A 15,749-nucleotide genomic window follows, 5' to 3' on the forward strand; every position below is an offset into this window, starting at 1 on the left:
ATTTTCTCTCAAAGGAGTCAGTAGGGGCGCTTTGACTACGCCAAATAGAGTCTATTTTTGGATGGCTTAAGAATCCCCTCCCTTTAGCAACGCGGAGGGAGGGGAGCAGTCAAAGCTTACAGTAAATAAGTCGCTCCGCAATAATTGTTAACTATCAATTGATAACTCTCTTAGCTGTTAACCTTATGAGTGCAGAAATTATTTGCGTCGGAACTGAATTACTTTTAGGGGAAATTGTCAATACGAATGCCCAGTTTTTAGGGCAGCAGTTGGCTGATTTGGGCATTCCCCACTATTACCAAACTGTGGTCGGAGATAACCCAGAACGTTTAAAAAAGGTTTTGGATCTCGCTACCCAACGCGCGAAGATTTTAATCTTTACTGGTGGTTTGGGTCCGACTCCTGACGATCTCACTACGGAAACAATTGCTGATTTTTTTCAGGTTTCTCTGGTGGAAAAACCGGAACTCGTTGAAGATATCGCCGCTAAGTTTGCTAAACGAGGGTTGGTAATGTCCCCTAGTAATCGCAAACAAGCTCTGATTCCTGAAGGTGCTGATATTTTACCTAATCCTAGTGGTACGGCTCCCGGAATTATTTGGCAACCAAAAGAGAATTTAACGATTCTGACTTTTCCTGGCGTTCCCAGTGAAATGCGGCGGATGTGGAGAGAAACGGCGATTCCTTTTCTGCAAAATCAGGGTTGGGGGAAAGAAGTTATTTATAGTCGTATTTTACGCTTTCGGGGGATTGGTGAGTCGGCTTTGGCAGAAAAAGTTAAGCAATTTTTTGCCTTGACAAATCCTACCGTTGCCCCTTATGCAGCCAAGGGAGAGGTTCGGCTGCGTATTTCCGCAAAAGCGCCTTCAGAAGCGGCTGCAATTGAGTTAATTTCGCCTGTGGAAGCCAAACTGCGTCAAATTGCTGGTCAGGATTGTTTTGGTGCTGATGATGATACTCTTGCTTCAGTGGTAGGTAATTTGTTGCTGGAGGCAGGTCAAACTATTGGTGTAGCTGAATCTTGCACTGGCGGAGGTGTGGGTGCAATGTTAACTGAAGTTCCCGGTAGTTCAAATTATTTCTGGGGCGGAATTATTGCTTACGATAATCAAGTCAAAATTAAGTTACTTGGCGTAAATCAGGCAGATTTAGCCAGAGAAGGTGCTGTTAGTGCGACGGTTGCCGAGCAAATGGCATTGGGAGTACAAAAACAATTAGGAGTAGCTTGGGGAGTTAGTATTACTGGTGTTGCCGGACCTGGAGGCGGTACCGAATCGAAGCCAGTAGGTTTAGTATATGTGGGTATTGCTGCTCCTGATGGTAGCGTGGAAAGTTTAGAACTTCGTTTGGGTAGCGATCGCGATCGCTCCTTAATTCGCTACCTTAGTGCAAGTAATGCTTTAGATTATCTTCGCCGCCAACTTTTAACTCAGTAAACAGCAGATTATCTTCGCCGCCAACTTTTAACTCAGTAAACAGCGAACAGTTATCAGTTATCAGTTATCAGTTATCAGTTATCAGTTATCAGCCCCCAATCCCCAATCCCCAATCCCCAATCCCCAGTCCCCAATCCCCAGTCCCCAGTTAGGATGATTTTTTTCAGAGGAAGTGTGTTAATCTTAATATAAATACACAATATCAAAAAAAGCTGAGTTTAACCCTCAGATTGTTGTTGTTAATCTTGATAAGATAGGAAGTAAGCAGGAAAAATCTCTTCCAGATCGGCAAGAGATTATAATTAAAGTCCCGCTTGCCAATCATCACAAAAAGCAGATAGTAGGTAGTCTCGCAGGAGCCATTAATCCAATGGACTATATTGAAAAAGTGTTGGAAAAACTACAAGAATGGGCGCAAAAAATTATTGAAGCCCTACTAGGACCAGAAGCAGAACCAGAAGCAGAACTGATTCCCATTCCAGTGAGAGATCCCCAACGCCGTAGAACAAAGTAGGTGTGTTGAGTGTCAGCAGAGGCTTTGCAAAAGTTAAGTATTTTAGTTCTCCACGGACCTAACTTAAATATGTTAGGACGACGAGAACCAGGAATATATGGCTCTTTGACTTTGGCTGAAATTAACTCTCTCTTGGAACGAGAGGGAGAAAAGCTACAAGCAAAAGTTTCTAGCTTCCAGTCTAATCACGAGGGTGCTTTGGTAGATGCTATTCAAGAAGCGATGGATGTTCATCACGGTATTTTGATTAATGCTGCGGCTTATACTCACACTAGCGTAGCTATCCGGGATGCGTTATTAGCGGTTAAACTACCTATAGTTGAAGTCCATCTCAGCAATATCTATCAGCGTGAAGCCTTTCGCCATCACTCTTACATCGCAGATGTAGCCCTAGGACAAATTAGTGGATTTGGCGGTGAAAGTTATCGCCTAGGGCTACAAGGATTGGTCAATTATCTGAGAAAAAATAGTTAAAAAAATCTAAAATATTGGTGCAAAATTTATTTTTCTAGTTCTTTCGATTGGTAGTAACTCAGGGGTAAAATTAGCGTAAAAGTCGAGCCATCTCCAGGGTGAGAAATAAGCTGAATTTCCCCTTGCAGAAGAGCTACCAAGCGAGAGGTGATGGCTAAACCTAAGCCAGTACCTTCACCGTAACGACGACCTTGGTTAACAAAGGCGGTAGAGAAGGGTTCAAAAATCTTCTCTTGGTCTTTTGGAGAAATGCCAATACCAGTATCAGCTACAGAAATGCTCAAGTGGGAGTTATCTTCGCTGGTGCAAGTAATTTCTACCGAACCAGTATCAGTATAGCGCACGGCGTTGCTAACCAAGTTAGTCAGGATTTGGCGGAGACGAAAAGCATCAGTATGGATTTGTTCGGGTGCGCGATCGCTATCGATCTTCAGTCTGATATTTTTGCGCTGTGCTTGAGGTTCAAATAGTTCGACAACCTTTTTAATCAGATCGTCTAAATCAATGGATTCGATATTTAGCTCGATATTACTTGCTTGAGCAGAGGATAATTCTAAAGCATCATTGATAATATGGAGCAGATGTCTTCCTCCTGCTAAAACTTGCTCGATACCATTAATATTTTTAGAACCCAACTGAATATTAATTTTACCTTCTTTTTGTAATCGCTGTAACAATTCCGAATAGCCAATAACCGCAGTTAGCGGGGCTTTAAGTTCGTGAGCAAGATAAGAAAAATGCTCTTTACTAGCTTCGAGAAGGCGATTGAGTTCTGAATTAGTTAAAGTTAATTGATTTTGAAGTTGTTTAAAGTCTTCAATTCGTTCTTCTACATAACCGTTAAAACATTGAGACAAAGCTTCGTCTAAAACGGTATCTATTTGACGATAAATTTGGGGAATTTTTGGACTAGGATATTGGGTTATTCCTGGTTCTAAAACAGTAAAAATTGTTGTCCGCAAAAGACAATATTCTCGCGCAATTTCAGCCGGATTATATCCTTGCTTTGCTCTAAGACTTCCATGTGTTAAACTAGGTTCAATGATGGTTTCGAGAGAATTTTCTTCTGATTTTTTCAGAATCACCGCCAAAGATTTTAACAGTTCGGGAAGAGAATTTCCTAAAGCAGTATCGGATAACTGTGCTGTACTTTCTATACGTCGGTCTTCACGAACAGTTTCCATCCATTGTTCCATAATTAAATCAGAATTCTCGGCAAGAATTTCTCTTAAATTGGGTGTATTTGACATAGATCCATTCCTAACAACGGCAAAAAATAAATATCGTCTTCAATTTGCTTGAATAAAGTTTTTGTACTTGCTCTTTGTAACTAATTTATCGATTTACAACCACAGCTTGAGTTCAGCAAATTCTCTAAGCTAAATTCTTGGTACTAACAAATTCCTCCTAGCTAGCTGGCTGGACTTTTTGAGAACTGGGAGTAAGAATAAATATTTTTTTTGAACAACAACTAACAAAAGGTAACTTTATTTAAAGAATGGTTTACTTACAGTTTATAATATAATAGTATAAAGGTTATCAAAGCTAAAGTAGTTACAAAACTGGAAATTTTGGGTAAGCAATACCGTATTTTGTTAGTATCGCTTTAGCTCGCTTGATTAAGTCAGTTTGGTAAATAAACTCGTCTCGCGCATCCATTGGGTAACTTTTCAATTTTAATAAACTTCCCCAAGGTTTTTCTTCGACAATTACGACAATTGGCAGTTTTAACTGAGTATACTTGCTAGTATAGGCAACTCGATACAAAATTTTACTCACCAATTCAATATCTAAGTCGTGATCGAAGTAAAATTGAGTAACAACTAAAGCTTCTAACTCTCCGGTATTAGCATTAGAAACAGTTTCAGTCCAAAGTTTATTATGAGGAATAACAACAATATTATCATCAGGAGTGCGGAGGTGAATTGCTCTCAAACCGTAACTGACAATTTCACCATAATGGTTACTAATCGTCACGCGATCGCCAACTCGATAAGGTACTTCAAATAATCCGATTAAACCAGCAATTACCGAACTAACATAATCTTTGAAAGCGAAACCCAAAGCAACTGCAACTGTCCCAGTAATTGCTAACAAATTATTTTCCGATAAATTCAAAAATAAATTCATCAAAATAACTGCCACAAGCGATACAATCAACATTCGCCAAAAAGGTTGAGATTGTTTAATTACTAAGCGCCACTCACGATGAACTTTTTCGGAGATAAAATTAACTAACTTATCAATTATTTGCACAAAAATATAAGCGCAACCGATAAGAATGAGTGCTTGAGTAACTTTCCAAGTAGTAATTTCCGCTAAAATTTCTCTAGTTTGTTCGGCAGTTTCATTAGCAGCTTCACCCGCAGATTGAGCGAAAATTAAGGTAGATTTAATTAGGGGCGATTGGTAAATCATTCGTCTTCAGCAATAAGAAAGTTATTATAATCTAATTCATCTCGCAATTGGGGATAATAAAGCGGATTAACAGTTAATAAGTTATCTTCTAGTTTAAGAACATCTGCACGACACAAAATTTGAACTAAGTGCTGAACATTGCTTTCATCGTCACCTAAACTAATAGCTAGATGAGATAAAGTAATCTTTGAATGTAACAACACAGAAAATAACACATAATGTTCTTCAGCACTAAGATCGGGCAATTTAGGTAAACTAGGATCTAAAGCTTTGACTGGATTATTTTGTGTTTCAGAATCCAACTCATTTGGTTCGTAAGATAAGGAAATCTTGAATAAAGCCACTGCTACACTGCTTATTCCTTTGCTAGCATAAGCTAACTTTTGAAAATAACGTTTCTCTGCGGTTATTTGGCGATCGCCCGATTGCTCTTGATGTTTGCTGAAATCAACTTGTAACTGTTTGATGATTGGCTTTAACCAAGCTTGTAATTGTTCATCATTCAGGGGTGTTAGAGAGACAGTTTTGTCAAAATAAGCGTCTATTTTACAAACAGTATTAAGATATTCCCAAGCAACCCGCCCAGTACCAATTATCCAAAAACGAGAGCGATCTTTGAGTAGGGTGTCTCGCAAATATTCAATTCCATCTAATCCTTCTACTGAGCGTAAGAAACAATAAGTTAAGTTAGGGATAATAATAATTTCTAATTTTTTTTCCTGTTGGGCTAAAGTCGCTCTTCCAAGTTGTTTTAGTAGTTTTGATTGCAGATTATTCGCATTTTCTGGTCTAGTTTGCCATTGTAAAATTTTCACAGTAATTTGTCGATCGCTTTCCCAACTTTCTAAACTGTTTTGGAGGATTAGCGAGATTGGTTCAACAGGACTGGATAAGATAGCTAGACTGTTATTTGTACAAGAAAGATTGTGAAGCCAATTTGACAAAGTGGAATCGAGAGCTTCTTTAACCGCTTGTAAATGAGTAGGATGATTCGGCAAATCTCTAATCGCATTATCGAGGCTTTTCTGAAGCTGTTGTGGCAGTTCGGTGAAAGATTTTTCTGGGGGTGTAGCTTCTTTTTTATCTTCAGAGAACCAGCTAGTAAATTCGCTGTAAGTGGCTAACAATTTATCTTTAATTTTTGTGAAAATCACTTTATTCAGGATTCAGTTGTAGGTAGATCGGAAACTACGGGATAAGCAAGATTCATTCGAGCAAAAGCTTGCTTAACCCGCTTAATCAAGTCAGTTTTGTAAGCCATTTCTTCACGAGCATCCATGACGTAAGATTTGAGATGAAATAGAGTTCCCCAACGCTTTTCTTCCAGAGCAACTACAACGGGTAATTTAACCTGATTATACTTACTTGTATAAGCTGCTTGCCGCAAAATATCAACTACTTGTTGAATATCGACGCGATGAGAGAGGTAAAAATCAGTGATGACTTGAATTTCTAGCTGACCATTATTGCTGTTAGCGATCGCGTCCGTCCAAATTTTATTATGAGGTATGGTAACGATGTTGTCATCGGGGGTAGTGAGGCGAATTTCCCGCAAACCAAAATCTACCACCTCACCATAATAATCGCCGATCGCGATGCGATCGCCAACTCGATAAGGTGCTTCTAACAACGCTACTAACCCAGCAATTACTGAGCTAGCATAGTCTTTGAAAGCAAAACCTAATGCTACTGCGGTTGTCCCCGTTAACGCTAGCAAATTATTAGTAGAAAGATTAACAAATAAATTCAATACTGTTACTGAAGCAGAAATTAAGACAATTGCGCGTAAAATTGGTAAAGATTGCTTGATCCCAATCCGATATTGTGTTGGTACTCGTTCCGAAAGCCAATTAATAAATTTTTCACAAATTATTGCTCCCCAATAAGCAGCAATGGAGATAAAGAAAGCCTGAGTTATTTTACTTAAAGTAATATCTCTAAGTAAGCTTTGAGAATCTTTACCTATTTCAGATAAATTAATTTGTGCCAGAATGTTGATTAGTTCTTGGTTCATTTTTTTTCAGTTAGGACGTAGAGGAAATTACAGTTATCAGTTATCACTTACCAATTCTCCCAATCAGTAATCACCAATAAAATTAATTTTCTCCTGCAACGAGAAAGTTATTTTGAGATAATTCTAAGCGTAACTTAGGATAGTAGAGAGGATTGATGTTAAGTTGGGAATAATTAGCTTCAATTAAACTTAATTTTCTCAGTTTTTGAACATCAGCACGAATTACACTTTGTGACTCTCCCAAACTGGTAGCTAAAGCTGATAGATTCATTTTTTTGTGAAGGAGAAGAGCATAAAGTAAGTAGCGATCGCTAGAATTAAGACTCGGTAAATCTGGCAAACTGTGCTTACGTCGAATTACTGTTTTCGATTCGGGATGGTAGTGTAGCGATCGCAGCCACAAACAAGCAGCTACCGCCGGAATTCCTAAATAAACTCCGGCTAGTTTTTCCAGGTATATTCGTTGTAATTCCGGGATTTCTTTACTCACATCAGCATTAATTCGCTTTGCTGCTGGTTCCAGCCAATCCTGAATTTCCTCCCAAGTTAGTACCGGAAGCGAAATTTCTTCTTCAAAGTAAGCGCGAATTTGACATAAATAATCTAAATATTCCCAAGTCCAGTAGTTACAACCAATTACCCAAAAAACTTGCGTATTTTCTAACACTTGTTCGCGCAAGTAAACAATCCCATCTAAACCACCAATACAGCGTAAAAAACATTGAGACAAACTAGGAATGACGATTATTTGGGGCTCGGATTTTTTAAGTAATTTAGCTAATTCTTTGGGAATTTTACTAAGATCGTTAGGTCGTTGTTGACCAAAACAATTTACTGAAAAATCAACTAATATTTCTGAATTTAAAATTACTTCATCGAGTAATTTAGCCAAATTTTCAAGAGGACTAGCTAAAAAAACTAAACTATTAGCAGTTTCCGCACCAGCTTGCCACTTTGATACAGCTTCTGTTACTGCATTTGTTACGACTTGGCGATAAGGTTCCGGAGCAGCTAAATCTGCTATTGCTTGACGAGATTCCGAGGCAATTTCTTCTGGTAATTCCTCTAAAGAAAGTTCTAAATCTGACTTATTTTTTTGGTTTGTAAACTGAGTTATTAAACGTTCTAACACGAAAATTTATTGGTAATTAGAAAAAGAGAGATATTGTCAACAACATCTCTAAAATCAGGAAAGCGATCGCTAATTTAAACTGTCTGATTATCAAGAGTTTCTTGGCGCTCGTTATTGGCGATCGCCACTTGAGCCGAGTTGCGGAACATGAGAGTATAAATATCGGTAGGCATATCGATATTAGCACGTTCGAGTGCTTCTTTAATTGCTTTAGTTGCTAAAGAAGTTGTCTTTAAGAAACCACTGCGCCGCGAATCCACCCAAAAACGCACTTCTAAGTTGACGGTACTAGCGGCTAATTCCCGAACTAAAATTTCTGGTTCAGGTGTAGATTCTACTTGCGAAACACTTGATAAAGCTTGGAAAATAATTTGTTGCGCTTGACTAATATTTTCCCCATAATCAATTCCCACTATAACTGAACTACGACGTTTGGGTGAAGCCGTGTTATTAATAATACTAGCTTCAAAAACTTCTTGATTAGGAATGTAAACCATTCTCCCATCATAAGTTTTCATTGTCGTTGCCCGAAGTTCGATTTGAATAATCGTACCTTCATAATCGCCAATTACTACTTGATCGTTAATGCCAAAGGGTCGAGCAGCTAGTAAAATTACCCCAGAAATATAATTGCTTAAAACATCTTTAAGAGAAAAACCAATTGCGACACTTGTCAGACCCAAAGCTCCCAAAAGCGCTCCAAAATCAAGTCCTAAAACACCGAGAGCAATTACCGAACCAACAATCCAAACACCACCGTAGCCCAAACGCCCGATTAAAATTTCAGTATTCCGATTTCCTTCAGTTTGTTCTGCCCAAACTCGAAACAAACGGCGAGCAATTTTCGCAACTAACCAAGTTAATAAAACTACAGCGATCGCGCCAATCAGGGAAGGTAAATTATTAATTGTATCTCGCAACAGATCCCTGACTGTAATATAAACGCGCTGTCCAACATCGATCGCTAAAGGCGGTTTGTCTAAAGTTTGATTAAGTTGATTTGCCCATTTTTCAGCCAGTTCCTCCACCGATAAACCAAAATCCTCAGCATCTTGCTGAGTGACAGTCATTAATACCCGATTGTTGAGTTGTAGCGTTGCAATTTGACGCGGATTATCAGGATTAACGGTAACTTGTTCGACAGGATCGGACTGGGATAATATACTCGCAAGTCGTCGATTAATAATTTGCGCCCGATCTTGGGCTGAAAGATCCGAAAGGCTACCGACTTGAAAAACAGGTCTACCTCTGACCAACACATCGGCAAAATAAAGTCCTTGGGAAGGAAGCTGTAAGCTTTCTCCATTGGGTGCGCTTTGAACTGGTATGGCTTCGTCTTGAGTGAGTCCAGGTGAAACAGTTGTCAAGAAAAAAACAGCGATTACAATGAGAATATAAGATTTTTTTGAGCCTTGCTTGCGCCACGAACGATGAGTAATAATGCCGATCGTGTTTTGTTTTTGCAGAGAGAATAAAGCCAGAAATTTCTGTAAAACAGGATAAAACCCGATGAGGAGAATTACTTCTAGCAATTGATAGATTTTTTTCATGATTTTTGCAATACCATAACTGAAGATGTACAAAAAGCTCGCAGATTGACAATGCGCTATTCACTTTTGAGAAGATTTGAGGGAGCATTACTAGGTAGCCTGATTGGGAATTTTTGGGGTAACAGTAGCTCAACCACAGCAAGTCATCAAAATGCCCGACCATTTGCCAATCAGATGCTTTCTCTAGAGAGCGAGATCGGTTTTCTCGGCTGTGCAAGTTTAATTAGCCGAGGTAAATTAAATAGAGAAAAATGGTTAGAGGAAATCCATCTGAAGAAAGATTCTCTGCTGAAATTAAAAAATAGTGCTTCGAGCAGTGAAACCGCGATCGCGATTCTGCCTGCGATCTTATTTTTTCATGAAAGTCCGAGCTTATTGCGAGAAAATTTAGCGATCGCGGCATCAATTTGGCAAAGTCCAGATTTAGACACAGCAGAGGCGATCGCTTGGGGAGAGGCGATCGCGCTGCTGTTACGAGAAAAAAGCGACCCTCGCAACTTAGTTAAAACAATCTTAAATAATTACCTTCCGACAGAGAACTCGCCCTTGAGCCAAAAATTGGCGCTAGTAGAAACTTTGTTAACCAAAAAAATTAACTTAGATCGAGCAGTCAGAGAATTATCTGGGCAAAGTAAAAGCCAAGATCTTGCTATACCCCTAGCCCTGTATTGTTTTTGTACAACACCCGAAGACTTTCGCCTCTGCGTACTGCGAGCATTACAAACAGGCTACGCACCAGCAAAAGTTGCCGCCCTCACAGGCGCGATCGCCGGAGCTTATAACTCTTTGAGTGGAATACCTTTAAGATGGCGTTTAGCAACTAAAAAACACGAACTAGGTCGCAAAGCACTACAACTAGCAGCCTCTCTGTTTGCCGTGTGGTCAGGAGTATACCAACTAGAAAACACTAACGAACAGTTACTTACCAGTGCAGCCGTGGGTGCCGGCGGAACAATTAAGCCTCGCCCTCAACTGCAAATTATCTCTCAGAGAGAATAGTCATTCTTAACTCGATTGCTTAAGGTAGAAAGATGTACGGGAGACAAGCCTATGGGATATATCTAGATCCTACAATTAAGCTTAACTCCTTATTCACCCCGAAAATTGTAACCAGGCAAACAGCAATCGACAACTTAGTGTAAGATGCCTTGCATTAAGTTTTGCTGACAGTTTTGTTGCCCTCACACTATAGGCTATGAGAAAGTTTCATTCACTGACACGGCGAATAGAGGGATGGGGACGAAGATACCAAAATCTCCGTTGGTTTCCCTTCTCCAAAGAAACTGAGACATCTAAAAACACGACTGGCGACCCAATCTTAAAGGGCGATCGCTCAAACTTGGAAAGTACAGATGTGCCAAAACGGGTTTCTCGCTGCGATCGATGTCAAACAAGCAGAACCCGCCAGGCTCAAAGCCCAGTTATGTTCGTCTTGGCGGTGGTTTCTCTCACCAGTGTGGTTGGTCATCGTTTTTACAACCAACCTCAGCTAGCTGTCGGTACTCAAGCTCCCGAAACAATTCGCGCTCCTGGTGATGCTAAAGTTGAGGATACCAAAACTACTGAAGCTAACCGGGAAGCAGCTCGCAAAGCTTTATTCCCAATTCTCAAACTAGATACCGAAGTTAGCGCCAATGTAGATCGCGAATTGGAAAAAATCCTTTCAGAAATTGAAAAACTCCGCGAGACTGCGGGTTCTTTTCCTTTTCTCGATCCAGAAATTATCTCTTTACCTAGCCAACGGTATCTCCGCGATAGTGAAGAATGGGAATGGCGAACAATTTTAGTAGCACTCGAACAAGAAACATCGGAACAACTAAGTGTCGCTGAACTCTCTTTTTCTCAACCAGATGTAGAGAAAAAGCAGGGTGCGTCTCTACTCACTCCGGCATTGCAGCAAGCTGTCGCCGAACTACAAGCTTATCGTCAAGCAACTTCACCTGAAGAGTTTAATGATTTGCTAATCGAAATTTCTCGCGCTCGTCAAGGTTATACTCAAGCACTTAGCTTGATTTCGGAAGTCACCGGAGATAAGTTCGGCAAGGAATATGGTGTGACTTTATTAGATTTACGAGAGGAAACTTGGCAGGAAACCAAACAAGGTATTCGTAGTGCTAAAGCACGTATTCTCACTCAAGGAATTCCTCCAGGATTGCCTGATTATTTGTTACAAGAGGCAATAAGTATCCAGCTAGAGTCATTTGTTCCTGCTTTAACTGAGCCTTTAGCTCAAGATATTTTGCTCAAGGTATTAAGTGCTAAAGCTAATTTAGTTGAAGATCAAGAACAAACTAAACGTCGGGCAGAACAAGCCGCAGAAAATGCAGATATTGAATTTGCGGAAGTCAGCAAAGGAGAAATAATTGTCAAACTTGGTGAAGAAATTACTCAAGAAGATTTTGTCCTGCTGGATCATTTCGGTTTGAGTCGGCGCGGGATCAACTGGACTGGCTTGTTTGGCAGTGCAGTTGTTTGTGGGGGTGCAGTGGGAATTTTTTGGCTGGTTAAGCGACGAGTTTCGCCCAGGTTACGCCGCCGCGACCATATTTTGCTGTTGTTGATGAGTTTGACTTCACCACTTTTGGCAGTTTTTGGCGTGCCTTACAACAATTTACCTGCAATTGGTTTGTTGGTAGGTAGCTTTTACGGTTCGACGTTAGGAGTTACTCTTGTTAGTTTAGTGACCGGATTAGTAGGTTTTGGTAGTGTGGGTGTGAGTGCGATCGCACTTTCTTGGGAGTATTTGATCGCTGGTGTGGCTGGCGGTACTCTGGCAGCAGTAATGGCGGCGAGAATGCGATCTCGTGATGAGTTGGCTTTGCTTGGTGGTGCGGTTGGTTTGACTCAGGGAGGAGTCAATCTGCTCGTTAATTTGATTATTAGTGCTAATGCGGGTACGATTTGGTACGCTATACTTCCTGAAGCTGTGGTTTTTGGCTTATCTGGTTTGGCTTGGACTGTGGTTGCACTGGGAATCTCTCCTTATTTGGAACGACTCTTTGATTTGGTTACACCAATTCGTTTAGCTGAGTTATCTAATCCTAATCGTCCTTTACTCAAGCGCCTCGCTACTGAAGCTCCGGGGACTTTTCAACATACAATGTTTGTGGCTTCTTTAGCTGAAGCTGCTGCACGAGAATTACATTGTAATGTCGAGTTAGTTCGCGCGGGAACTCTTTATCACGATATCGGCAAAATGCACGACCCTTTGGCTTTTATTGAAAATCAAATGGGCGGACCAAATAAACATGACGAAATTAACGATCCTTGGCTGAGTGCGGAAATTATTAAAAAGCACGTTAGTGAAGGACTGATTATGGCGAAAAAGTACGGACTACCAAAAGCAGTACGCGATTTTATTCCCGAACATCAAGCTAAGTTACTCATTTCCTATTTTTATTTTCAGGCAAAACAGCAAGCTAGCCAAAGAAAAGGTCGTCCAGTTTTAGAATGTGATTTTCGTTATGATGGACCGATACCACAGTCGAAAGAAACGGGAATAGTTATGTTAGCTGATGCTTGCGAAGCTGCTTTGCGATCGCTGACTGATGCAACTCCGGAAACTGCTTTGAATACGGTTAGTAAAATTTTCAAATCTCGTTGGCAAGATGGACAATTAGAAGATTCGGGTTTAAAGTTGGAGGAATTAAAAACCATTGCTGAAGTTTTTGTCCGAGTTTGGCAACAGTATAATCATAAAAGAATAGCTTATCCTAAAGCTGCTCTCGAACCTCAGCAAGCTTCTAAGTAGGGGATTGGGGATTGGGTTCAGTGAACAGTGAACAGTTATCAGTTATCAGTTTACTATCCACTTGCTCTTTGTCTTCTTTGTCTTCTTTGTCTTCCTTGTCTCCAATCTCTACTGGTAACTGATAAATCCGGCTACTTGCTAACTGAAAGACTTATGCTTTCCAAGCAGATTGACTTGATTTAGCGATATAAATCCCTAAGAGAACGATAAAAAAAGCTACCCAGTTAGAAAAATTCAATCTTTCGAGAAAAATCAACCAAGCGAGACTTGCAGACAGCAGAGGTTCGACGAGAAAAGTAACAGCAACAAAACCAGAAGATAAGTGACTCAAACAGTAAACTATTAACCCTTGACCAACTAATAAACAAATCGCGGCTTGTGCAATTATTGCTGTCCAAGTTTGCCAAGAATTAGGGAAATAATTGTTCTCAGTAAACAGTAAAATTGGGAAAGTTAAGCTAGCAACAAGTACCAAACGCCATGCAAGTATTTTTGAGGTTTTCAACTGGGTACGGAGTTCTTCTAAAATTAGTAAACTTACACCTGAAAGTAGCGCGCAAATTAAAGCCGCGACATCACCTTGGAGATTGCTAGTCCCGATTTGGAAGTCATCAAAGGCGATCGCACAACTTCCGGCGATCGCGACAATCATCCCCATTATAAATCTACGGTCAAATTTTTTTCCCCAAACTAACCAACCTCCCAAAGTAACGAAAATGGGCGTTAAACTTCGTAGTAAGGTAGCATTAGCGACGCTAGTTTGACCTAATGACCAAAACCAACACCAAATTGTCGCAGACCAAAAAATTCCTCCTAATAATAGTAAAGCAATAACTGAAGTTTGTTCGGAAATTGGTTGTGGGGAAGAGCGATCTTCCGGTGGACGAGAGAAACTTCTTAGCCCATTCCAGAAACCTAATAATACCGCAGCAATCCAGTGACAATGAAATGAAGCCGCGATCGCACCGAGATCCTGTTCGCTGAGACGAATGAAAATTGGACCAAATGCTAAAGCTACTATAGCTGTGAGTAAAGCCGCGATCGCCGTTAAATTTGCTGAAAGTTGAGGATTCAGGTTATCCAGAAAGCTGAGGTTTTTGTTCATTGCAAAAGCGATCGCTACGCTTAGTTACTGCTTTAATTTTTACACAACTTAACACTTTTGTCAGAATTGGCGATCGCTATTGGTAATTAAGCGATCGGTTCGAGATTTACCTCAAAGATAAAATCATCATAGGACAAATCGCCACCACCGATGAGATCCTCAAAAGCAAAAGCGCGATCGGCAATTGAACGAACGTGATCGACACCTCTCGACTCACCCGGATTAGCTTCCGAAAAAGCAAAATAAACTTCTTCCTCACTTCCATTTGCTTTCAGATAAGGTGCATAAATAAAGCCACCAGCAAGTAAAAATGGATCGGGATCGATTTTATCGAATTCTACAACACTATTACCCAAAGCTGCGGCGGCATAACCAGGATCGTTAGGAGAAAGTTCATTACCTGTTAAAGGATCGAGAACTGTTCCCGATGTATCTTGAACAACATACAAACCACCTTCATTATCAAAACCTGCATTCGCAGTCGCAATAATTTCCGTGGTGAATTGTTCGCTACCAAAGTCACTCAAATCGATAAGTTCTTTTTCTGCTTGTAAATTTGTCCCGATAGATTCTTCGTCAGTAAGTTCGACATTTACGACTAAATCCCCAAAAGCTTCTCCTTGAGGATCGCCACCAACAATGTCTTCAAAACTCAACTCAAAAGAACCATTTCCTAGTTCGCTTACTTCTAACTGTTCAGAAACATTAGCAACACCAAATGTAGACCCAAAAATTACATTTGAGTTGCTACGAGTGATATTTCCCACTGCGTCAGTGGTACTATTTGGTACTAAATAAAAGACTAAACGAGAATCACCACTTAATCCAGTTAAAGTTCGTGAAAAACTATTGCCAAAAAAACCTTTTTCTGCTAGAAAATCCTGGGCTTCGTTATTCAATGCAGAGAAAATAACTTGTTCTGTTCCCGGAATAATATTACCATCAGAATCAACTTCTACCACACCAATTTCATTAGTATTAGCAGCATCAACTCCTGTGGATATATCGAGAGTAAACTTGAGATTAACTTCCTCAGTTGCATTACTACCAAAAGAGAAAATGTTATCATCTTCAAGAGTTAAACTTGGAGGAACTTCTTCCACCGGATTAACGGTAATATTAACAGTAGCTGGGTTAGAATTTTCACCTTCATTATCAGCTACAGTGTAAGTGAAAGTGTCATTACCCGTAAAGTTTGCATCGGGTGTATAAGTAACAACTCCCGTAGTTGAATTAACTTGTAAATTACCGTCACTGGGTTGAGTAACTACAGTGACACTGCTTAAATCCAGAGTACCATCGCTGTCGGTATCATTGTTGAGAACGGCGATCGCGATCGCTGTATTTTCGGCTGT

13 protein-coding genes are annotated in these 15,749 nt (G+C 40.1%); 5 read left to right on the plus strand and 8 right to left on the minus strand.

What is annotated here, in order from left to right; all coding sequences use genetic code 11:
* The first annotated feature begins 185 nt into the window (after positions 1 to 185).
* The 3 genes from G3T18_RS22180 (at position 186) to aroQ (ending at position 2,424) form a co-directional block, all read left to right on the plus strand.
* Positions 186 to 1,436 carry a competence/damage-inducible protein A gene (locus G3T18_RS22180; RefSeq protein WP_224412777.1) on the plus strand — a complete coding sequence of 417 codons (1,251 nt, stop codon included), beginning with the start codon at positions 186 to 188 and terminating at the stop codon, positions 1,434 to 1,436.
* 370 nt (positions 1,437 to 1,806) lie between these two features.
* Positions 1,807 to 1,950, plus strand: coding sequence for a hypothetical protein (locus tag G3T18_RS22185; protein WP_224412778.1), 144 nt, complete (start codon positions 1,807 to 1,809; stop codon positions 1,948 to 1,950).
* 9 nt (positions 1,951 to 1,959) lie between these two features.
* Entirely contained in the window at positions 1,960 to 2,424 is a 465-nt protein-coding gene (gene aroQ / locus G3T18_RS22190) for a type II 3-dehydroquinate dehydratase (protein ID WP_224412779.1), read from the plus strand.
* 26 nt (positions 2,425 to 2,450) lie between these two features.
* Here aroQ and G3T18_RS22195 read toward each other — a convergent pair whose 3' ends face one another.
* The 6 genes from G3T18_RS22195 to G3T18_RS22220 all read right to left on the minus strand — a co-directional run bounded on the left by G3T18_RS22195 (position 2,451) and on the right by G3T18_RS22220 (position 9,538).
* Complete coding sequence (locus tag G3T18_RS22195) at positions 2,451 to 3,674, minus strand: sensor histidine kinase (RefSeq protein WP_224412780.1); 1,224 nt, start codon at positions 3,672 to 3,674, stop codon at positions 2,451 to 2,453.
* A gap of 304 nt (positions 3,675 to 3,978) precedes the next feature.
* The gene (locus G3T18_RS22200; RefSeq protein ID WP_224412781.1) at positions 3,979 to 4,842 is read right to left on the minus strand and encodes a mechanosensitive ion channel family protein; all 864 of its coding nucleotides are present in this window, start codon (positions 4,840 to 4,842) and stop codon (positions 3,979 to 3,981) included.
* Positions 4,839 to 5,996 (minus strand): hypothetical protein, encoded by a 1,158-nt coding sequence (locus G3T18_RS22205; protein WP_224412782.1) that lies wholly within the window; start codon positions 5,994 to 5,996, stop codon positions 4,839 to 4,841. The genes G3T18_RS22200 and G3T18_RS22205 overlap by 4 nt, the downstream gene beginning before the upstream one ends.
* A 5-nt stretch (positions 5,997 to 6,001) precedes the next feature.
* Entirely contained in the window at positions 6,002 to 6,856 is an 855-nt protein-coding gene (locus tag G3T18_RS22210; protein WP_224412783.1) for a mechanosensitive ion channel family protein, read from the minus strand.
* Positions 6,857 to 6,938: 82 nt separating this feature from the next.
* Positions 6,939 to 7,988, minus strand: a complete 1,050-nt coding sequence (locus G3T18_RS22215) for a hypothetical protein (protein WP_224412784.1) — start codon at positions 7,986 to 7,988, stop codon at positions 6,939 to 6,941.
* Positions 7,989 to 8,062: 74 nt separating this feature from the next.
* Positions 8,063 to 9,538 carry a mechanosensitive ion channel family protein gene (locus G3T18_RS22220; protein WP_224412785.1) on the minus strand — a complete coding sequence of 492 codons (1,476 nt, stop codon included), beginning with the start codon at positions 9,536 to 9,538 and terminating at the stop codon, positions 8,063 to 8,065.
* Between the two features lie 51 nt (positions 9,539 to 9,589).
* Between G3T18_RS22220 and G3T18_RS22225 the strand changes: the two genes are divergently transcribed.
* A complete protein-coding gene (locus G3T18_RS22225; RefSeq protein ID WP_224412786.1) occupies positions 9,590 to 10,537 on the plus strand; it encodes an ADP-ribosylglycohydrolase family protein in 948 nt (315 codons plus the stop codon).
* Between the two features lie 196 nt (positions 10,538 to 10,733).
* Entirely contained in the window at positions 10,734 to 13,289 is a 2,556-nt protein-coding gene (locus tag G3T18_RS22230) for an HD family phosphohydrolase (RefSeq protein WP_224412787.1), read from the plus strand.
* Between the two features lie 151 nt (positions 13,290 to 13,440).
* Here the strand turns inward: G3T18_RS22230 and G3T18_RS22235 are convergent, their stop codons facing one another.
* Complete coding sequence (locus G3T18_RS22235; protein WP_224412788.1) at positions 13,441 to 14,394, minus strand: DMT family transporter; 954 nt, start codon at positions 14,392 to 14,394, stop codon at positions 13,441 to 13,443.
* An 86-nt stretch (positions 14,395 to 14,480) separates the two neighbouring features.
* The coding region (locus tag G3T18_RS22240; protein WP_224412789.1) for an Ig-like domain-containing protein at positions 14,481 to 15,749 on the minus strand (1,269 nt) is incomplete at its 5' end.

The sequence above is a fragment of the Oscillatoria salina IIICB1 genome, from assembly GCF_020144665.1.
Classification (GTDB): Bacteria; Cyanobacteriota; Cyanobacteriia; order Cyanobacteriales; family SIO1D9; genus IIICB1.

What these genes read in the sequence shown, in the direction of transcription:
- G3T18_RS22195 (WP_224412780.1), bottom strand. Translation starts at nt 3,674, where the DNA reads ATGTCAAATACACCCAATTTAAGAGAAATTCTTGCCGAGAATTCTGAT.
- G3T18_RS22230 (WP_224412787.1), top strand. Translation starts at nt 10,734, where the DNA reads ATGAGAAAGTTTCATTCACTGACACGGCGAATAGAGGGATGGGGACGA.
- G3T18_RS22210 (WP_224412783.1), bottom strand. Translation starts at nt 6,856, where the DNA reads ATGAACCAAGAACTAATCAACATTCTGGCACAAATTAATTTATCTGAA.
- G3T18_RS22180 (WP_224412777.1), top strand. Translation starts at nt 186, where the DNA reads ATGAGTGCAGAAATTATTTGCGTCGGAACTGAATTACTTTTAGGGGAA.
- G3T18_RS22185 (WP_224412778.1), top strand. Translation starts at nt 1,807, where the DNA reads ATGGACTATATTGAAAAAGTGTTGGAAAAACTACAAGAATGGGCGCAA.
- G3T18_RS22225 (WP_224412786.1), top strand. Translation starts at nt 9,590, where the DNA reads ATGCGCTATTCACTTTTGAGAAGATTTGAGGGAGCATTACTAGGTAGC.
- G3T18_RS22235 (WP_224412788.1), bottom strand. Translation starts at nt 14,394, where the DNA reads ATGAACAAAAACCTCAGCTTTCTGGATAACCTGAATCCTCAACTTTCA.
- G3T18_RS22200 (WP_224412781.1), bottom strand. Translation starts at nt 4,842, where the DNA reads ATGATTTACCAATCGCCCCTAATTAAATCTACCTTAATTTTCGCTCAA.
- G3T18_RS22220 (WP_224412785.1), bottom strand. Translation starts at nt 9,538, where the DNA reads ATGAAAAAAATCTATCAATTGCTAGAAGTAATTCTCCTCATCGGGTTT.